Source organism: Flavobacterium difficile, assembly GCF_011392115.1.
Lineage (GTDB): Bacteria > Bacteroidota > Bacteroidia > Flavobacteriales > Flavobacteriaceae > Flavobacterium > Flavobacterium difficile.
Genome location: NZ_JAAJBT010000001.1, coordinates 295,075 through 314,887, shown reverse-complemented (window position 1 = coordinate 314,887; position 19,813 = coordinate 295,075). Strand labels below are relative to the sequence as shown.

The 19,813-nt window shown below is 30.2% G+C and carries 16 protein-coding genes; 4 read left to right on the top strand and 12 right to left on the bottom strand.

What is annotated here, in order from left to right; genetic code table 11:
- Nucleotides 1-47: 47 nt before the first annotated feature.
- Together G4D72_RS01335 and G4D72_RS01330 are read left to right on the top strand one after the other, a co-directional pair.
- Nucleotides 48-593 (top strand): methyltransferase, encoded by a 546-nt coding sequence (locus tag G4D72_RS01335; protein ID WP_166075783.1) that lies wholly within the window; start codon nucleotides 48-50, stop codon nucleotides 591-593.
- A 20-nt stretch (nucleotides 594-613) separates the two neighbouring features.
- Complete coding sequence (locus tag G4D72_RS01330) at nucleotides 614-1,516, top strand: glycosyltransferase (protein WP_166075782.1); 903 nt, start codon at nucleotides 614-616, stop codon at nucleotides 1,514-1,516.
- A gap of 44 nt (nucleotides 1,517-1,560) precedes the next feature.
- Here the strand turns inward: G4D72_RS01330 and G4D72_RS01325 are convergent, their stop codons facing one another.
- Complete coding sequence (locus G4D72_RS01325; RefSeq protein ID WP_166075781.1) at nucleotides 1,561-5,118, bottom strand: DUF7619 domain-containing protein; 3,558 nt, start codon at nucleotides 5,116-5,118, stop codon at nucleotides 1,561-1,563.
- A gap of 134 nt (nucleotides 5,119-5,252) precedes the next feature.
- Between G4D72_RS01325 and G4D72_RS01320 the strand changes: the two genes are divergently transcribed.
- Together G4D72_RS01320 and G4D72_RS01315 are read left to right on the top strand one after the other, a co-directional pair.
- Nucleotides 5,253-5,999 (top strand): MlaE family ABC transporter permease, encoded by a 747-nt coding sequence (locus G4D72_RS01320; RefSeq protein WP_166075780.1) that lies wholly within the window; start codon nucleotides 5,253-5,255, stop codon nucleotides 5,997-5,999.
- Entirely contained in the window at nucleotides 5,999-6,766 is a 768-nt protein-coding gene (locus G4D72_RS01315) for an ABC transporter ATP-binding protein (RefSeq protein WP_166075779.1), read from the top strand. Before G4D72_RS01320 ends, G4D72_RS01315 begins: the two co-directional genes overlap by 1 nt.
- 5 nt (nucleotides 6,767-6,771) lie before the next feature.
- On the opposite strand, the gene G4D72_RS01310 is transcribed toward G4D72_RS01315, so the two are convergent.
- The 11 genes from G4D72_RS01310 to G4D72_RS01260 form a co-directional block, all read right to left on the bottom strand.
- A complete protein-coding gene (locus G4D72_RS01310; protein WP_166075778.1) occupies nucleotides 6,772-10,209 on the bottom strand; it encodes a gliding motility-associated C-terminal domain-containing protein in 3,438 nt (1,145 codons plus the stop codon).
- Nucleotides 10,210-10,292: 83 nt separating this feature from the next.
- Nucleotides 10,293-11,537: a 3-phosphoshikimate 1-carboxyvinyltransferase gene (gene aroA / locus G4D72_RS01305; RefSeq protein ID WP_166075777.1), complete on the bottom strand. Its 1,245-nt coding sequence runs from the start codon at nucleotides 11,535-11,537 to the stop codon at nucleotides 10,293-10,295.
- Entirely contained in the window at nucleotides 11,537-11,863 is a 327-nt protein-coding gene (locus tag G4D72_RS01300) for a DMT family transporter (RefSeq protein ID WP_166075776.1), read from the bottom strand. The genes aroA and G4D72_RS01300 overlap by 1 nt, the downstream gene beginning before the upstream one ends.
- A gap of 1 nt (nucleotide 11,864) precedes the next feature.
- Nucleotides 11,865-12,191, bottom strand: a complete 327-nt coding sequence (locus G4D72_RS01295; protein WP_166075775.1) for a nucleotide pyrophosphohydrolase — start codon at nucleotides 12,189-12,191, stop codon at nucleotides 11,865-11,867.
- Between the two features lie 29 nt (nucleotides 12,192-12,220).
- The gene (locus G4D72_RS01290) at nucleotides 12,221-12,403 is read right to left on the bottom strand and encodes a hypothetical protein (protein WP_166075774.1); all 183 of its coding nucleotides are present in this window, start codon (nucleotides 12,401-12,403) and stop codon (nucleotides 12,221-12,223) included.
- Nucleotides 12,404-12,406: 3 nt separating this feature from the next.
- Nucleotides 12,407-14,380, bottom strand: coding sequence for a DUF3857 domain-containing protein (locus G4D72_RS01285; protein ID WP_166075773.1), 1,974 nt, complete (start codon nucleotides 14,378-14,380; stop codon nucleotides 12,407-12,409).
- A 2-nt stretch (nucleotides 14,381-14,382) separates the two neighbouring features.
- Complete coding sequence (locus G4D72_RS01280) at nucleotides 14,383-16,266, bottom strand: DUF3857 domain-containing protein (protein ID WP_166075772.1); 1,884 nt, start codon at nucleotides 16,264-16,266, stop codon at nucleotides 14,383-14,385.
- Complete coding sequence (dtd, locus tag G4D72_RS01275) at nucleotides 16,267-16,719, bottom strand: D-aminoacyl-tRNA deacylase (protein ID WP_166075771.1); 453 nt, start codon at nucleotides 16,717-16,719, stop codon at nucleotides 16,267-16,269.
- A 37-nt stretch (nucleotides 16,720-16,756) separates the two neighbouring features.
- Nucleotides 16,757-17,737 (bottom strand): ribosome small subunit-dependent GTPase A, encoded by a 981-nt coding sequence (gene rsgA / locus G4D72_RS01270; protein WP_166075770.1) that lies wholly within the window; start codon nucleotides 17,735-17,737, stop codon nucleotides 16,757-16,759.
- An 87-nt stretch (nucleotides 17,738-17,824) separates the two neighbouring features.
- Nucleotides 17,825-18,907 (bottom strand): bifunctional 3-deoxy-7-phosphoheptulonate synthase/chorismate mutase type II, encoded by a 1,083-nt coding sequence (locus tag G4D72_RS01265; RefSeq protein WP_166075769.1) that lies wholly within the window; start codon nucleotides 18,905-18,907, stop codon nucleotides 17,825-17,827.
- A 143-nt stretch (nucleotides 18,908-19,050) separates the two neighbouring features.
- Nucleotides 19,051-19,734 carry an SDR family NAD(P)-dependent oxidoreductase gene (locus G4D72_RS01260; RefSeq protein ID WP_166075768.1) on the bottom strand — a complete coding sequence of 228 codons (684 nt, stop codon included), beginning with the start codon at nucleotides 19,732-19,734 and terminating at the stop codon, nucleotides 19,051-19,053.
- Nucleotides 19,735-19,813 lie beyond the last annotated feature (79 nt).

Below are 19,813 nucleotides of genomic sequence, written 5' to 3'. Positions count from 1 at the left end.
AATACAACTATTTAATTATATTTGCACAAATAAATTTAAAATAAGAAATGTACGAAAAAACATATCCTAGCAAGCGCTTCAACATTACTTTAGATTTTTTAAAAAAACACATCTCAACTTCTGAAACGATTTTTGATTTAGGTGTTCCGAATCCGTTTTCTAAAATTATGTTAGAAAACAACTATAAAGTAATTAATACGAAAGGGGAAGATTTAGATACAAATCAGAACGCTTTACGCGAAGAAAATTATGATGTGTTTACAGGATTTGAAATTTTCGAACATTTGTTAAATCCATATACCGTTTTAGAAAACGTAAAATGTGATAAAGTTTTGATTTCTATCCCATTACGCTTATGGTTTTCATCGGCTTACAGAAGTAAAACCGACAAATGGGACAGACATTACCACGAATTTGAAGATTGGCAATTGGACTGGTTATTAGAAAAAACAGGCTTCAAAATTATCGATAGCGTGAAATTTACACATCCCGTTAAAAAAATTGGTTTTCGACCGTTATTGAGATGGTTTACTCCTAGATATTATTTAGTTTACGCAGAACGAAGCCCCTTAACCCCCAAAAGGGGAATATAAAACGCAAAAAAAGTTTTATAATGAACAAAATAAAATCAACACAAAATACTTCCAACTCCCCCTTCGGGGGCTGGGGGGCTTACTACATTATCATTCCAGCATACAATGAAGAAGCTTTTATAAGCTTAACTTTACAATCGCTAGTAGAACAAACTGTTTTACCAACAAAAATTGTAGTGGTGAATGATAATTCTACAGATAGCACGACTGAAATTGTAACTTCTTTTTCTGAAAAATTCCCGTTTATAACATTAGTGAATAAAAAATCGGATGCGATTCATCTTCCAGGAAGCAAGGTAATTCAAGCGTTTCAAGAAGGTGAAAAACACATTGATGATAAGTATGATATCATTGTAAAAGTGGATGCCGATTTAATTTTTCCAAAAAAATATTTCGAAACGATTATCAAACATTTCCAATCAGATGACAAAATCGGAATGGCTGGTGGTTTTTGCTACATTGAAAAAAATGGTGATTGGGTTTTAGAAAACCTAACAGATAAAGACCATATTCGTGGTGCTTTGAAAGCTTACAGAAAAGCAACCTACCAACAAATTGGAGGCTTAAAACCTGCTATGGGTTGGGATACTGTAGACGAATTACTTTGTAAATTTTACAATTGGAAAGTAGTTACAGATGAAAGTTTACAGGTAAAACATTTAAAACCAACTGGTGCCAGTTATAACAAAGCCGCACGTTACAAACAAGGTGAAGCGTTTTATAGCTTAGGCTATGGTTTTTTTATAACAGCAGTTGCTTCTTTAAAACTAGCCAGCAGAAAAGGAAAACCTTTCTTATTTATCGATTATATCATGGGGTTTTGGAAAGCCAAATCTTCAGGAAAATCATTATTTGTTACTCCTGAACAAGCCAAATGGATACGAAACTATCGTTGGAAAAAAATGAAAGCGAAGTTGTTTTAAAAAAATAAAGCTCATAAAATGAGCTTTATTTTTTTAAAGATTTGTTACATCTTAATAAACTTAGTATTAGAAATTCCTTTCTCAGTCTTAACAACTATAAAATACTGTCCTTCAATTAATTTTGACACATCAATATTTTGTACACTTTCTGCATTAGGTATCGAAATTACAAGTTGTCCTAAAACGTTATAGATTGCAATATTGTTAATTAAAATATTATCATTTTTACTAATATTTAAAATATCATCTGAAGGATTAGGATAAACAGTAAAGTAATTTTTAAAATCAAAATTCTCAGAACTTAAAGCTTGAATTGTAGACACAAATTCATTTGTAATTATAGGATAATTGTAATCAAAATAAATATTAGCGGAATTACTAAATGAATCTCCAACTGTAAGGTTAGGTTTTGTTTTTATTTTAAAAGCGACAAACCCATCATTAGTAGCATCTTGAAAAGGTAGATTAATATTTTCAAAATAAAACTCTACTTTATTACCTTCAGATATTTTTGTAACAAACAAATGACTACCTGTCAAAGGAATTAATGTTGAAATATCAAATTTACTTGTATCAATATAATCCGTAATTGAAATATTCTGTGCATTATAAGTTCCTGTATTTTCAAAACGAATTACATAATGAACATAATTTCCAATAATTTCAGAAGTAACATTTTCACCTTGTAAGCAAGTTTTATCATTAGGATCATACGAATTCACAACTGTTTGATTGAAATCAAAAACATTATCATTAGGATTTTCGTCTACCAAAGATGATGAAATACTTGCAGAAAAACTTAAAACATCTCCTCCATTTAATGATGGACTTTCCATTGGAGAATTTGCATTAAAAGTTAATGTAATCTCTCTTTTTTCCATTGGAGCTAAATTACTAAAATTCCAAGTAATAGTATTTCCAACTAAACTAGTTCGATATGGTATAGAAGAAACAAAATCTAAAACTGCATCATCAAATAATAAAGAAACTGTACCTGATTGCATTTGATTTCCTTTGTTCTTATAAACAATCTTGTAACTTCCATTAAAACCAGGTCTTGCTGGTGTTGTTGGAAAAATTACAATTTCTAAATCAGCATGATTGCCGTTTGGTGTAATACAAAAATTTTGAAGATATGGACTTGGTTCATTTGGAAAGTTAACAGAAATACTCGAAGGAATAATATTAAAATAACCAGGGTTTTCTATTGTTGGAGTTATAGTATGAGTTCCTACTGCAAATGGGATTGCATAATTCCCTGAAGAATTTGAAATATAATCATTTAAAATTCCATTATAACTAACATTAAACTTTAAAAATGGATACAAATAATCACTTAAATCACAACCATTATTATTGGAATCTAACCTATTGGTTCCGTTTACTAAATAAGCCTCACCACCCAATAATCTCATCGTACCATTACACCAAGCCCCATTATATCGAGTAAAACTTCCAGCTACAAAAATTCTCCCATACGAGTCAATAGATATATGATTTATATTACTATTGAAAAAACCAGATTGAAAAGCTAAATCTTTAGATGAATCAATATTATATCTAACAATTTTGTATACATAAGCTTGACCACTATATGTTTGTTCACTTTTTAGGATTCTCCCATCAGGCTGAATACAGATTGCAAAATCATAAGTACCAACAATTGGAATAGGAACAAAATTTAAATCAGGAGTTCCATCTGCGCTTAATCTTAAAATCTGATTATTTGATCTAACCAATAGTTTGTCATCCTCTAATAATAACAAGACATTTGTTAAAGGAGTTGAAGTAAAAGTATTATCTATTGTTCCATCTAAATTAACTCTAACTAACCCATTAGTACTTGGTAGTATTACCTTGCCATTTGATTGTATAAACATTTTTCCTACTGGCTGATTCACTTGCATTGTAAAACTTGAATCTAAAGTACCATCTGCATTTAGTCTGATTAATTTACTTGTAATTGAGTTTCCGTTGTAGGAATCGCCTAAATCACCTGTCACAAATATTTTCCCATCAGCTTGTAGCGCTAAATTATTAATTACCACATTATTATTGTTGAATCCATTTATCAAAAAAGTAGAATCAATACTATAATCTTGATTTAATCTAATTATTTTATTAGCTGGATTCTCATTGTATTTTTGAAATAAACCACAAACTAAAATTTTACCATCAGGTTGAATTATTGCATCATTACATGATAAATCTGGATAAAAACTATTCCCATTTGAATTAAAACCTAATCTTAAATTTAAATTATCTATAATATTACCATTCGCATCATTTAACTTTAAACCTCTTTGACTAGCATATGTGGTATTCCCAACTAATAATATATTTTGATTTGAATCATATATAACTTTCTTAGTTTGATGGTTAAAGCTTGGCAGATTCATTAAATTACCTAAACCATCAAGTTTAAAAACACCAGGTGTAGAATATTCTTTAAATTTAACAGCACTCCAAATTAACATTTGCTCATCTGATAAAGATATAACTTTACTAGGACTATTATATTGAACATCAAATCCAAAACTCATATCAAGCGATGAATCTATACTAGCGTCTGAATTAAATCTTATTAACCCTTTTGAACTAATACCATTATAAGAACTAAAATTACCAACTATTAATATCTTATTATTAGGCTGAATAGAAATTGATTTAATTTGTGTGTATTGAAGATTTGCATTAAGTCCACTTTGCATACCTGATGGACTTAAAGCAAATGAGTTATCAAGCGCACCATTTATATTTAATCTTGCAAGATATTCTCTTGGCTCATTATTTATATGACTAAATCTACCTGCTATGATTAACTTACCATCTGATTGCATTTGTATATCTGAAATAGGACCATAAATATCATGTTGATATGTAGAAGTTAAAGATACCATTTGAAAATTAGTGGCAATTTGACCATTATTGTTCATTTCTCTAATATAATAACTACTAGAACTTCCATAAACAATAAATATTCTTCCATTAGATAATTGAAAAAAATTATCTACATAGTAATTTCCAGACAAGGGAGTATTAATAAAATTTCCATTAGCATCAAGCATAATTAATATTTCATTTGCCTTATGCACCAAAATTTTACCATCAGTTAATATTTTAAATTTTAAAATTGAATTTCCTATATTGTAAGAAAAAAAAGTATTATCTAATGTCCCATCTTGATTCAATCTGATCAAAAAATACCTATTAAAGATACCGTCATGAATTACAGTATCATTGTATTTTACAGCAGTGGACGTCGAAGATGTTGCATTAATACTAAGTAATATTTTACCATCAGGTTGCTTTAAAATAGATGGAAGACTATTAAGTCCAGTAAATTTACCTACTGGAAATGATTCATCTAATGACAAATCAGCATTCAATCTTACAAGACAATTTGCATGACTAACATTATTTATTGTACCATTGAAAACAGTTAAAATTTTACCATCTTGGAGAATTACTGGACTTGACATTGTGTTTATAAAAACATTTGCCTTATAATTATATGATTCATCAATTTCTGTTGGGCTTATTACCTGTGAATAACCTAATTTGAAAACAAAGAATAAAATTAGTGGTATAATCTTTTTCATTTTACTTATTTTAAAAATCAAATATACAATTTAAAAAAAAAAAAAATGCAATTAAATTCAGACTAAAATATTTTAATTCATCATTAATACATTTAAAACAAACTTATTCTTATTTTAGCAGATATTTTTAAACTATGATGCTCGTAAGATATTTATCGCAAATAGGTCGCTATTTCATTATGCTGAAAGACGTTTTCAATCGGCCTGTAAAATGGAGCGTGATGAAACAACTTATCTTGAAAGAAATTGACGATTTAATTATCGATTCACTTGGAATTGTATGTTTCATTTCGTTTTTCGTAGGTGGAGTTGTAGCCATTCAAACCGCATTGAATTTAACCAACCCATTAATTCCAAAATATTTAATTGGTTTTGCTACACGTCAATCGATAGTATTAGAATTTGCACCAACCTTTATTTCTATCATTATGGCAGGAAAAATGGGCTCCTTTATTACATCAAGTATTGGTTCTATGCGTGTTACGGAGCAAATTGAAGCCTTAGAAGTTATGGGTGTAAATGCTCTTAATTATCTGGTTTTTCCAAAAATGATTGCTGCAAGTTTATATCCTTTTGTCATTGGAATTTCTATGTTCTTGGGTATTTTTGGTGGGTATTTGGCTGGAGTTTATGGTGGTTTTACTACAAGCCAAGAATTCATTACGGGTTTACAAAATGAATTTATCCCTTTTCATATCGCCTATGCATTTATAAAAACTTTAGTCTTTGCCTTTTTATTAGCAACTATTCCCTCGTTTCATGGTTTCTTTATGAAAGGTGGCGCCTTAGAAGTGGGTAAAGCCAGTACGGTTTCTTTTGTTTGGACATCGGTAGTCATTATTTTGATGAATTATATTTTAACCCAATTACTTTTAAGCTAATGATTGAAGTACACGACATTAAAAAAAGCTTTGGAGACCAAATGGTTTTAAAAGGGATCTCTACGAGTTTTGAAGCTGGAAAAACTAGTTTAGTAATTGGACAAAGCGGTTCAGGAAAAACAGTTTTTTTAAAATCTTTATTAGGTGTTCATCATGTAGATAGTGGTCATATTGCTTTTGACGGAAGAATTTACGAAGACATGAATAAAGACGAAAAACGTGATATTCGTACAGAAATTGGAATGGTATTTCAAGGCAGTGCATTATTCGACAGCATGACCGTGGAAGAAAATATCGGTTTTCCTTTAAAAATGTTTACTAATAAAACAGCCGCAGAAATTAAAGAACGTGTGAATTTTGTAATTGACCGAGTAAATTTAATTAACGCCAATCATAAAAAACCTTCAGAAATTTCTGGTGGAATGCAAAAACGAGTAGCCATTGCAAGAGCCATTGTAAACAATCCGAAATATTTATTTTGCGATGAACCTAATTCGGGTTTAGATCCGAAAACAGCCATTGTAATTGATAATTTAATTCAAGAAATTACTAAAGAATATAATATTACTACAGTAATAAATACTCACGACATGAATTCCGTAATGGAAATTGGCGAAAAAATTGTATTCTTAAAAAACGGGTTATTAGAATGGGAAGGCAGCAATAAAGAAATTTTCAAAACTGATAATGCAGCGGTTACCGACTTTGTATATTCTAGTGAATTATTCAAACGGGTACGAAAAATGTATTTAGAAGATGATGTGTAAATGGTTTATCTTAACAGGTATACCCAACCCGTTTTGGCTTCACCTGAATTGAGTGTTAATACATAAAAATAAGTAGCATCTGGCAATAAATTACCGTTATTTGCTTGTCCATACCATTCATTTATATATCCTTGTTTGGCATATACTTCCAAACCATATCTATTATAAATCTTGATTGTCTTCACATCAAAACCAGATAAATCAAAAAATTCATTTAAGCCATCTCCATTTGGAGAAATACCTTTTGGAATTTCACAAGCTGTAGAAGAAACTGTAATTTCTTTAAAAATTTCACAATTGTTTTTTTCAATTGTTAAAGTATATTGCCCAATATTACCAGAAGGAATTGAAATGGGATTATTCATGTTTGTATAACTATTTGGACCCACCCAGTTGAAATTTATTGTTGTATCAAACGATTCGTTTATTGGAATAGCTGTTAATGTTTTAATATTGTTTTCACAAGTTTCACTAATCGTAAATTCGGGTAAACTAATTACTTCTATCATAAAATGATAAGGATCCGAAACACAATTATTATTCGTAATAATTAAAGAATACTGACCATTTGCACTGTTCTGAATCGAAGCAAATTGCAAAATAGCATTTGTTGAAGAAAAGTTATTTGGTCCCGTCCATTGATAAGTATAATTAGTATTATTGACTCCTGAATTGATTTCTAAATCTCCCTCTTTACAAATAGTATATAATGTTGGTAAAGAATTTAAAACTGGCATTTCATTAATTTGAATGGTAATAATCGCTTCGTCTACACTGGAACAATGTCCGGTTACAATATATTTAAACTGATACATCCCATATGAAACCGCAGTAGCATTCCAAATGCCATTTGGTATACTATTAGAAGTGCTTACATCTTCCCAATTTCCGTTAGAATCAAATGTACCAGACAAATAAGAATTCAAGTTGATAACATTTTGTAAACCACATAAATTAACCATATTATCTGAACCAGCTAAAGGTAGTGCTTGTGAAGAAATTGTGTAAGTTAAAACGCCATTTAAGCAAGAAGTAGGATTTCCAATGTGAGTGATTCTTAAATAGTACAATCCACTATGTATTGAAGAGACAAACGGATTAAAAGTTAAAACACTTGTTGTACTTAAAATTGTGGAAGGTGCGCCTGCTTTCCACCATTCGTACTGTAGAAAAGAATAGGTATCAGCTGACAAATTAGACAACTGATTTTCACATAAGTTAGGAATAACTTGAATTGGAAAACTAGTATTAATTTCAATTTGGTGATTCAAAATGTTACCACAAGAATCCTCAATTTGAAAATTATAAATCGCAGGTTGCAAATTAGCAAAAACATTACTCGTGCCGTTATTCACTATAAATGGTAAATTATTTTTCTCTGTAATTTTATAATTTAATTGTCCTATTCCTATCGCATTTAATTGCAAAACTGAAGTACCGCTTCCACAGTTTATAACATCATGATTAAGAACTTGAGGATGACTAAAAATTTCAAATTCTTGAATGGATTGCACACAAGTTTGTGAACTAAAAGTGGAATAGGCTTCTAAAATTCTGAATTTCCCTGAAAATATTAAATTAACATTCCATTGATTAGGTACGATTGTATAAAAATTTGCAGAATTAATTTGATTATTTATAATTTGCAAACCAGTTTCTGGATGTTCCCAATTTCCGGTAGTTTCATTTAATTTTTGAAGCCCATAACTTGGTGAAATTGCGTTTCCTTGCTGGGTAAATTTCAAATTGAAAGAACTACAAAACTGTTCAATTTCTATGGAAGTGCTAGTGTCAACATAACCAACAAAATTCACAACATTTGATTGTATATTTCCGCATAATGAAGTCATTTGTATCGTATAACTTCCAACAGGAACGTTTACTAAACTAAAAGCATTGTTACTTGTATTTGTAACCACATAAGGTAAAGGAAAAGGAAAACTTGTTGGTGCATTCAAAATGGTTACGTTACCGATAGTAGTAGAAGAATAAAATACATAAACAGAAATATTTTCAGGATTACATTCTGGATAATTTACATAATTTACATTTGCAGGTTGTGCAGGTAAAACGGTTATGCTTCTAATGTGCAAAACACTACAAGAATCTAAAATATGAAACAAATAAACGCCTTGAGGAAAGCCAATTTGTGTCCAATTATAACCCGAAAGATTTATATATGCTGATAAATTTTCTGGTAAAGTTCCAGTGTAAGTTGCTGGTGCCGAGACTAGAGTTACACTCTGAATTGTAACTTCATGAATTTCATCAATAGAAAAAGAAATTCCTCCACAACCATTATTGGATACAGAACCTACTACTGGTGTTTCAACTGGTGCGACTTGAAAATTTACTACATGTGTTTTCCCACATGCATCCGTTAATTTTACAGAATAATTTCCAACAACAACATTCAAATCAATATCTGGAGTAAAATATGGTCCCGGAAAACCTGAGTTTAACACTGTTGGATTGTAATTAGATGGTGAAATTAAAAATTCTACCATAAAGGGAAATGTTGCATTACTTGTTGAAATATTAATTTTTGGAGAACAACCTTGTAAAGTAATTACAGCAAAACTAAAATTAATAAAAATAAAATTATCATTTAAAGTTGTCGTATTACCGCAAGCGTCAACAATTTTAACATCGTAAGAATGATTGCCATCAAATCTTGGAATGACTTGAGATATTCCTTGATTACTGTAAGAGGTTAAAGTTTGAGAGAAAAATAACGGTGGCGCATTATTTGGAGGATATACCTTAAATTCTATATTTAATGGGTAAGCAATATTTCCGTTAGAGTAATTTGTAATGGCATTTAATTTAACTGTATTACAGGTTAAATCTGTTTCATTAGCAGAATAAATTAATAGTGGTGTGTAACTTTGAATAAGTGTAAAGCTATTTACCACAGCATTCCCACAAGTATCAAAAACACGAATGGAATAATTCCCTGCAGGTAACCCAGAAAAAACATTTGAACTTTGTGCAGGCATTGTAACCGGACCTGTCAACAATTCATAACTTACAGGATTTCCTGTTGTTACATTTGCTATTAAAACCCCATCGTTACCACATTTTACTTTTTGATGAGCAATCTCAAAACTTAAATTTTGTATTTGATTTAAAATACTAATATTTTGCTGTTGCGAATTGGTCTCTGAGCCAAGCGTTTGGGAGGCTGTCACTAAGTAATTTCCTGCGTTTAGTCCTGTTAAAGTCGCATTAGAAGTTATCCCAATAGGAGTTGTAGTATTTGGCAATAAGAAAACATTATACACTATTGAAGCGCCAACAGTTGTATTAGAAACCGTAAAACTTAGTGTTCCATTTCCTGAACAAGTTTCATTTGTTGCAGTAACTTGCAAACTAAAATTAGACAATTGAGAATAACCAAATTGGATAAATCCTAATAATAAAACGAAGTAAAATTTCTTCATTGAAATAATTTGTTACAAGATACTGAAATTTTTAAATCGTTGATTAAAATTTCGCGCATTTAACAAAATGTTACTTTACAAATCTAATCAAATAAAAATCCTACACACTTTAAATCTTCCCAAAAAGTTGGATACGATTTGGAAACCACTTCAGCATTTTCAATAACAATCGGAACTTTTAACGCTAAAGGAGCAAATGCCATCGCCATTCTGTGATCTTGATACGTAACAATGCTTACGTTTTCATTAATTTTTTCAGCTGGTTGAAGTGTTAAGGAATCATTTGTTACAGAAATAATTGCACCAAGTTTTGTCAACTCGGTTTTCAAAGCTTCTAACCTATCTGTTTCTTTTATTTTTAGTGTATGCAAACCTGTTAAATGACAAGCTAACCCTGAACCGAAACAAGTAACCGCAATGGTCTGTGCTATATCAGGAGCATTTTTTAAATCTAGCTCAATAGTAACTGGAAGGTTAGAATTTTCAATTTTCGTCAATAGGATACTACTATTTTCAAAAGTAGTTGCTACTCCAAAATGTTTATATATTTCAACTAAAACAGCATCACCTTGTAAACTATTTTCTTTAAAACTAGATAACTTAATTTCTGTACCAATTTCAGACAAAGCAACAATAGAGTACCAATAAGAAGCGGAAGACCAATCACTTTCTACAGTAATAACATTGGAGTTTAAGGTTTTAAGTTTGTCTACTTTTATAACATTACTTTCAAAAGCAGTTTGTACTCCTATTTCGTTTAATAACGCTAAAGTCATTTTAATGTAAGGAATGGAAGTGATTTCACCTTCTAAAGTCACTTCTAATCCTTGTTCTAATTTAGGAGCAATTAACAACAAAGCAGAAATATATTGACTACTGATATTTGCAGGCAAGGTAACTTTAAATTGATTTAAGTTTTTTCCAATGATTTTAATAGGTGGAAAACCTTCTTTTTCTTCATAAGAAATGGTAGCACCCAATGCCTTTAAGGCTGTAACTAAAATTTGAATCGGGCGTTCTTTCATTCGGGAAGAACCTGTTAAAACGACTTCTTTTCCTTCTTGAATAGCGAAATAAGCGGTAAGAAAACGCATGGCTGTTCCTGCGTGATGAATATCGAAAAGTTGCGAGTTGGAAGTTGGAAGTTGGAAGTTTTTTAATACTTCTAACATCACTTCCGAATCATCTGAATTAGAAGCATTTTCTAAAACCAAATTTGAATATAAAGCCTGTAACAACAACAAACGATTGGTTTCCGATTTAGAACCCGTTATATTGATTTTTGATTTCGGATTTTTGATTTCGGATTTTGTTAAATAAAGATTCATCAGTTAGAAACAAATTTTAGGCCTACAAGTGAAGAAATTAGAGTAAAGAGAAAGAAAATTCTCCAAAAAGTTGCGGGTTCATTAAAAACTAAAATACCAATTATCGTACTTCCAACTGCACCGATGCCTGTCCAAACTGCATAAGCTGTTCCTATCGGTAAAACTTTGGTGACTTTCACTAATAAAAGCATGCTAATGGTTAAGCAAATCAAAAAACCGCCATACCAAAGCCAGGCAGTTGTTCCTGAAGTTTCTTTGGCTTTACCTAAACAAGTAGCAAAACCCACTTCAAATAAACCTGCGATTAAAAGTAAAATCCAGTTCATTCTATTTTAGCTTTTCGTTATTTTTATGGCGGTCGTGATCGCGATTGGTTTTTAAATCTAATTTTTTATCGAAAGCTTCTTGTAAATTAATACCCGTTTGATTGGCTAAACACAGAACTACAAAAACTACATCGGCAAGTTCTTCGCCTAAATCTTTATTTTTATCGGATTCCTTTTCAGATTGTTCTCCGTAGCGACGTGCAATAATTCGGGCTACTTCACCAACTTCTTCAGTTAGTTGTGCCATATTAGTCAATTCGTTAAAATAACGAACACCGTGATTTTTAATCCAATTATCAACTTCAAGTTGTGCGTTTTGTATGTTCATGTCATTGCGAATTTATGAAGCAATCTAGATTACTTCTTTTTGAATTTAGGTAAAATAAAAGTATATAAAATAGCCATAACCAATCCGAAAACGAGTCCAAATTTCAAGGATTTATTCCAATCGTGAAATTGCAAATAATATATTAAAACCGTACAAATTGTACCGTTAAATAAAAACTCTAAAAGGGCTTTTTTAAGATTAAGATTACTCATAGATTATTGTTTTTTCAAAACTATTTTCTCATTCATTTTTAGGAAAACATCATTAAAAACAGGTCGTATAACGTCATAGTAATCACTTGGAAAAAGAGCTAAATTAACATCAAATTTCACATTAAAAACTATTGTATTACCCTTAACCTCATAAAGATATGAAAAAGCAAGTTCATTTTCTTCCGTTGCTAATTTGATTTGTTTTGGCAATTGCTCAACGACATATCCTTTCGGGATTTCAAAAACTACATTATACGATTCATTAAATGGATATACAAAATCTATTGGCAATGTTCTAGACTCTTCTTTAAACGGATTCTCTTTTAATCCAAAAAACATTAATGGTTTTATGTACATTTTTCCACTTACAATTTCAATATCTGAATTATATACATAGTCATATTCTTCTATAATTGGCTCTTCAACTTTGTCTTTATTTTTAACAGAATAATTTGAGATTTCTAATCCTGGCACCTTTTTTTCAACATTATCTAAATATGAGTCTAGAGACATTTCATTATATTTAATTCTAAAATTTAATCCTAAATTCTTAGAGAGGTTTTCCGTTATTTTTCCAAAAAGTTTTGAATCTTCTGATATTTTGGTTTCAATTGTAATGATGTTGGTAGCAGCTTTATCTGGAGTTATTATAATATTTGCATTAGAACCTGTACTTCTAATAATTCTACCATTTTCATTTAATGCTCTAAGAGGCAATACATCCATGGCAGCATATTTATCTGTTGCATCTAAAAATATGATATCATTTAAAAATTCAACACCACAAATTACATAGTTGTACGCTGCTTTACTTGGGTATAAATTAATTGGTTTATTTCTAGTAGAAATTAAAATAGGGCTAGCACTTATCCCTAATTTTCTTAACATAGCAATTAAAGTAAAATTAATTTCAGCAACATTTCCTGTTTTTTCTTGATAAGCTTTTTTTACACCTTTATCAGTATAAATAGAATTATTCTTATTCCAAACATATCTATTTTTCACAAACTCAAAGACAAGTGCAATTTTTTCTTTTTCATTAAGTTGTTTATTTCCAATTAGTCTTTTTAAATCTTCTTCAAAATACTCAGTTTTATTTAACTCTTCTCCAAAATATTTATTTTTATTTATGGATTCCGCTACACTTTCCCAAGATTCCGTAAATTGTTTTAGACCATCATTTGGAAATCTTGTTGATGCCAATTCGAACTCAATACTTGAGATATAATTTTCCATACTATTTGAATATGATTCTTCTTTAATTGCAGGTAAATCTTTTAAGAAATATTTATTTATCGTTTCGTTAAAACTCATACTTGCTAAACCAACATTTGTAGTATAACTTAGAGTCTTTTGCTTGATTTCTGAATCATTTTGTATGAAATAAAAACCTCTTGTATAGGTGTTATAAAATAAATATTCTGGAATAGAATTAGTAAATTCTGAGTAGTTCACAGGAATTTTATCTTGAAATTTCCATTGATCCATTTTATAGATGTAAGGTGAGGTTAATTCATATTTGTATTCTACAATTGAACCTACTTTAACATTAGGCATAACAAGTTTTCTAGATCCCCAATATTCATTTATTTTTTCTTTAAACTCAGACTCTGAAGACGCCTTAGTTTTTACAATTTTACCATTTTCTAAATTATAAGTTACAGCTTTAGAAAACATTACTTTTTCCTCAACATCTCCAATACTATGATTTACAACTTTATTCGCCCATTCTAATCCTTCCTTTTTATATATTTTAATTTTTACATTTACTTCAGTTACCAATGAAAAGCCTGAATTCGATTTATAAGTAAAATATGTTTTTCCTATTTCAAATAACTTACAGGCTACGGCTGAAGTATCGTTTTTATGAGTTTTTTCTAGTAACTCATCCACGCTTACTTCTCCTAATTCATATTTTTGAGAATATATCAAAATTGGAAATAACACACTTAAAAAAAATAATTTAAACTTATTCATACTTATAATTTATCTATTATTACTTTAACATTTTCTAATTTATTGATTTGCTCTCTAAACTTTCTGAATGATTCGAAATCTTCTTTAGCAAACACACCATCTTTCATTATTAATTTTCTTTTATAAATCAATTTATTATTTTCTAATAATACTTCAGAATGATATTCTCCAAATTTTTCAACTAAATCAATTTTTTCTGGTAATTGAGTTACCGTTGTATTATTTGGTAATAAAATTTCAAGTTCATCGGTATCTGTAAATCCATAATCAATTTCAAATGAAAACCTTTTATTTCTTTGTTTGGCAGGAATACTTTCAAATCTATTGAAAACATTCAAAGGTAATATAATCGAATTTAAGCCGTTTTCGTAATAGTTTTGAGCTTTAAAACTAAATTTCTCTGTAAAAGAAAAATCTTCTTTGTTATTAATTAAATTCAAATTGGAAATCTCTAAGTTATTTAAATGTCCGAAATGATTTATATAATAATCCAATTTTTGTTTTGGATTTCTAAGTTCTAAATGGGCTACATTATCATATTGTGTTAATTTAGAAACAATTTCTACATCGCCCAAAATACTACCATTTTCTGAAAGAAAAATTTTCGATTTGGTAATTTGAGTATTGTCTTCTGCTTTATAAAAATTCGTTTTAATTACTTCTCCACCATCTGGTTTAAGAAGAAAAGCATTTCGGTTTGAGGTAAACTCTCCTTGGTATCCAAACGGATTCGTTTGACTAGTACATTCTAGGAAAATATAACTATCATTATCAGGAACAGTTAAAATGACATGATTACTTTGTTTTGCTACTATATCTTCTTCAAAGCTCATTTTATTGCCTCCGTATAGAAGAGTGTAATACGAATCAACATTGTAAGCTTTAAGAATTGCTCGTGTATAATTACTTAATGCTTTACAATCCCCATAGCCATATTTCTCTACATCAGATACTTCCATAGGCTTCCAACCACCAACTCCAACTTGAACACTTATGTACCTTGTATTGTCTTGAACATATTTATAAACCTTTTTTAGAACATCTAATTTCTTATCATTAGGCGAAATGATTTTATCTAATTTTTGCTTTGTTTCTTCTGAAATAGTACTATTATTTAGAATAAAATATTCATAATATTTTTTACCAAATTCTTTCCAAGAAGACATATCAAAACTATGTCCTTCTAGAGATGCTTTATTTAAAAACATCTTTACTGATGGAAATTCTCTAGAATAATCGGCATAACTTTCAGCTTTAATTGCCAAAATATTTTTTACAGAATAGATAATTTTATCAGCTAGTTCGTTTTTTTCAACACCGTATTCTTCTAATTTTTGAGTTTTAACATTAACAGGGCATAATGGATTTTTAATAATTTCCAATTTCGATTCTAATACAGTTTCATACAAACTTGAAATGGGCGACCAACTTTTCAAAAAAGCAGTATTAATACTTTCCGTTTCGCATTCATACTCTAAAATAAAAGGATATGACAATGGTGTATAGTCAAGTTGTAAAATCCTATCATCTGAAAATATACTTACTTCATCAGTAACACTTCTGTCTTTAAAGTCGGATTTATTAAATTGTTTTATTTTTCCGCCTTGAAGATTGTAAATTGTAGTCGAAAGTTTCTTTATTTTATTAGATTTATCATAGCTTTTGGAGATATCTAAATTAGTATAACCCGATTCGTTAAATACTAAAACAGCATATTTATTGATAACATTAACCTTATCAAAACTTTTGTAATCAACTACTAAACTTTGAGAAATTTTAATAGCGTTTGCATTATCTTTTTGTTCTTGAGTGATAATTGGAAGCCTTACATTTTGACAAAATGCGCTATTAATTCCCAAAAAAAATACTAAAAAAAACAATCTCATTTATTCTCTATTTTTACTATCTATAATTATGGTAACTGGTCCGTCATTAATTAAAGCTACTTTCATATCGGCTCCAAACTGACCAGTTTGTATTTTTTTTCCTAATTCTGTTTCAACTTGTTTTACGAATTTTTCATACATTGGAATGGCAAATTCTGGTTTTGCAGCTTTGATATAACTTGGCCTGTTGCCTTTTTTAGTTAATGCATGTAGTGTAAATTGACTCACCACAATAATATCGCCGTCTACATCTTTTACAGCAAGATTCATTACTTCATTTTCATCGGGAAAAATTCTAAGATTTACAATTTTTGAAACCAACCAGTTACAATCTTCTGTTGTGTCTTCTTCTTCAATTCCGACCAAAACCAATAAACCTGTATTAATTTGTGCTACAATTTTTGAATTAATGGTTACAGAAGCTTCAGAAACTCTTTGAATAACTATTCTCATCTTGAATTAAATTAATTAGTCGTGATAAATTGCGTCTCTACGATTTTCGGGTTTCATCGCTGGCAATTCGGTCTTCGCCGTAAATATCATTTCGATAATTTTCTTCATCGCCTTCTAAAATTTTCAAATAACTTTGGTACCTGCTCCAAGCAATTTTATCTTCATCTAATGCTTTTTTTACCGCACAATGAGGTTCTTCTTTATGTAAACAATTGTTAAATTTACAATCTTCTTTTAGCACAAAAAATTCTGGAAAATAATCAGAAACTTCTTGTTTTTCCATATCTACCATTCCAAAACCTCTAATTCCGGGCGTATCAATAATTCGAATATCGTGAGACAAATCGAACATTTCTGCAAAAGTAGTAGTATGTTGTCCTTGTGAATGCGTATTCGAAATTTCTTTGGTTTTTAGATTTAAGGTTGGTTCAATTGCATTTACTAAAGTCGATTTTCCCACACCAGAATGGCCAGAAAACATTGAAACTTTACCTTTCATTAAATCCATTAATTCCGAAACACCTTTATTATCCGTTGCCGAAACTCGTAAACATTTGTAACCGATTTGCTCATAAGTGTGTTGCAAATACAATTGTTCATCTAAAGTAGCCTCGTCAAAAGTGTCAATTTTATTGAAAATTAAAATAGCTTCAATTCCGTAAGCTTTAGCTGTTACTAAAAACCTATCAATAAAACTTGTTGTAGTTATTGGATTATTGATCGTTACAATTAAAAAACCTATATCAATATTAGAAGCAATAATATGTGTTTGTTTCGATAAATTTACCGATTTACGAACAATGTAATTCTTACGATCGTGAATATTTGTAATAATTCCGTTTACTTCATCTACAGTTTCGTCTAAATCAAAATCGACCACATCACCTACTGCAATTGGGTTGGTACTCTTAATTCCTTTCATACGGAATTTACCTTTGATTCGACAATTATAAAATTGATGATCTTCAGATTTTACATAATACCAACTTCCGGTAGATTTATATACGGTTCCTATCATTAAAAGTTAGAAGTTAGAAGTTAGAAATAGAAATGGAATTCTAAACACTAACTTCATTTAATAGAACAAATATAGTTATTAATTATTTTATTTGTTTATAATTTTTTCTTGATGCGCAATACTTTCTTGGTGAATTGCTTTATAAATTTTAAGCACAAATTCTTCATTTAGACCTTTATCTTCTCCATCTAAGATCATTCGACCTAAAATTTCATTCCAGCGTTTATTCTGTAAAATAGCAACGTTTTTTTCTTTTTTTAGCGCTCCAATATTTTCAGCTAACTTCATTCTTTTCCCTAAAATTTCAATTAGTTTAGTATCTAATTCATCAATATAGGCGCGTTGTAAAGCCATTGCTTTGTTCCATTCTGCATTTTCATCGGTTTCTTTTCTCATTTTTAAATCGACAAAAATTTGTTTTAAAGTTGCTGGTGTAACTTGCTGAGCGGCATCACTCCATGCATTATCTGGATCAATATGCGTTTCAATAATTAAACCGTCGTAATTCAAATCTAAAGCTTGTTGCGAAACTTCCTGAATCATATCACGTCTTCCAGTAATGTGTGACGGATCGCAAATAAGTGGCAAATTAGGAAATTTATTTTGCAAATCAATAGCAATTTGCCATTCGGGATTATTTCTGAATTTTGTTTTTTCATACGTTGAAAATCCTCTATGTATGACGCCTAATTTTTTAATTCCAGCATTATACAAACGTTCTACTCCACCAATCCATAAAGACAAATCGGGGTTTACTGGGTTTTTTACCAAAACAATTTTGTCTGTATCTTTTAAAGCGTCTGCAATTTCCTGAACTGCGAACGGATTTACAGTTGTTCTTGCACCAATCCACAACACATCAATATCATGTTCTAGCGCCAACTTTACATGATTAGCATTGGCAACTTCAGTAGCCATTAGCAAACCGGTTTCCCCTTTTGCTTTTTGTAACCATTTGAGTCCGATTTCACCGACACCTTCAAATCCACCCGGACGAGTTCTTGGTTTCCAAATACCTGCACGAAAGATTGACACATCAGAATTTTTCAATTCGTGTGCGATTTTCAAAACTTGTTCTTCGGTTTCTGCACTGCAAGGACCAGCAATAACTAATGGGTGATTTAATTCAAAATCTACCAACCATTGTTTATGTTCTTTTGTAATTTCCATGGTTTTTAAAATAAAAAAATCCCGAAAAATTCGGGATTCACTGATTTATATCTAATATATAGTAATCCCTAGCGAAATATTTTCCACCAAGTTGCTACCATATTTAATTTGTTGCTTAACATCGATACAAATATATAAAATTTTTAATAACTTAAACTGACTAAGCCATTATCTTGTACAATTATTTGCCCAGTTATTCCGTTAGAATCTTCTGAAAGCAAGAAACAAGCAGTTTTTGAAACATCAATTGGATTTAAAATTCGTTTTAAAGGATGTTTAGCTGTCATATTTTCTCTAATCTGATCTGAACGTAAAATGCCAGCAGCTAAAGGTGTATCGATTAAAGAAGGTGCAATGGCATTCACTCTAATTTTTGGTGCAAATTCTGCAGCTAAACTTTTTACCAATCCTTCTACTGCTCCTTTTGCAGCTGCTATACTTGCGTGATATGGCATTCCAGATTGTACCGCAACCGTACTAAACATAACCACACTAGCTTGTTCCGACTTTTTTAAAGTTGGCAAATAATGCTGAAAAGCTTTTAGTGCTCCGAAAAAATTCACATTTAAATCGGCATTAAAATCTTCTAAACTCAGACGGTTAAAAGGTTTTAGATTGATGCTTCCCAAACAATACACCAAACCATCAATAGTTTCAATTGTGGGTAATTCTCCAGTTAAAGCATCTAATTGGTGCCAATTTCCGTTAAAAGAATAAGAAGGTTCTGAACGTGAAATGACGTGACAAAAATTTCCTTTTTCAGATAATTCTTTTACAATTTGCTCACCGACACCTTTGCTTCCGCCAATAATTAAGTAGTTTTTCATAGATATTATTTTTTGTACCACAAATTCACAAATTTTTAAATTTGTTAAATTCTATTCGAATTTTCGTCAATTACTAACA

What these genes read in the sequence shown, in the direction of transcription:
- G4D72_RS01335 (WP_166075783.1), top strand. Translation starts at nt 48, where the DNA reads ATGTACGAAAAAACATATCCTAGCAAGCGCTTCAACATTACTTTAGAT.
- G4D72_RS01330 (WP_166075782.1), top strand. Translation starts at nt 614, where the DNA reads ATGAACAAAATAAAATCAACACAAAATACTTCCAACTCCCCCTTCGGG.
- G4D72_RS01325 (WP_166075781.1), bottom strand. Translation starts at nt 5,118, where the DNA reads ATGAAAAAGATTATACCACTAATTTTATTCTTTGTTTTCAAATTAGGT.
- G4D72_RS01320 (WP_166075780.1), top strand. Translation starts at nt 5,253, where the DNA reads ATGATGCTCGTAAGATATTTATCGCAAATAGGTCGCTATTTCATTATG.
- G4D72_RS01315 (WP_166075779.1), top strand. Translation starts at nt 5,999, where the DNA reads ATGATTGAAGTACACGACATTAAAAAAAGCTTTGGAGACCAAATGGTT.
- G4D72_RS01310 (WP_166075778.1), bottom strand. Translation starts at nt 10,209, where the DNA reads ATGAAGAAATTTTACTTCGTTTTATTATTAGGATTTATCCAATTTGGT.
- aroA (WP_166075777.1), bottom strand. Translation starts at nt 11,537, where the DNA reads ATGAATCTTTATTTAACAAAATCCGAAATCAAAAATCCGAAATCAAAA.
- G4D72_RS01300 (WP_166075776.1), bottom strand. Translation starts at nt 11,863, where the DNA reads ATGAACTGGATTTTACTTTTAATCGCAGGTTTATTTGAAGTGGGTTTT.
- G4D72_RS01295 (WP_166075775.1), bottom strand. Translation starts at nt 12,191, where the DNA reads ATGAACATACAAAACGCACAACTTGAAGTTGATAATTGGATTAAAAAT.
- G4D72_RS01290 (WP_166075774.1), bottom strand. Translation starts at nt 12,403, where the DNA reads ATGAGTAATCTTAATCTTAAAAAAGCCCTTTTAGAGTTTTTATTTAAC.
- G4D72_RS01285 (WP_166075773.1), bottom strand. Translation starts at nt 14,380, where the DNA reads ATGAATAAGTTTAAATTATTTTTTTTAAGTGTGTTATTTCCAATTTTG.
- G4D72_RS01280 (WP_166075772.1), bottom strand. Translation starts at nt 16,266, where the DNA reads ATGAGATTGTTTTTTTTAGTATTTTTTTTGGGAATTAATAGCGCATTT.
- dtd (WP_166075771.1), bottom strand. Translation starts at nt 16,719, where the DNA reads ATGAGAATAGTTATTCAAAGAGTTTCTGAAGCTTCTGTAACCATTAAT.
- rsgA (WP_166075770.1), bottom strand. Translation starts at nt 17,737, where the DNA reads ATGATAGGAACCGTATATAAATCTACCGGAAGTTGGTATTATGTAAAA.
- G4D72_RS01265 (WP_166075769.1), bottom strand. Translation starts at nt 18,907, where the DNA reads ATGGAAATTACAAAAGAACATAAACAATGGTTGGTAGATTTTGAATTA.
- G4D72_RS01260 (WP_166075768.1), bottom strand. Translation starts at nt 19,734, where the DNA reads ATGAAAAACTACTTAATTATTGGCGGAAGCAAAGGTGTCGGTGAGCAA.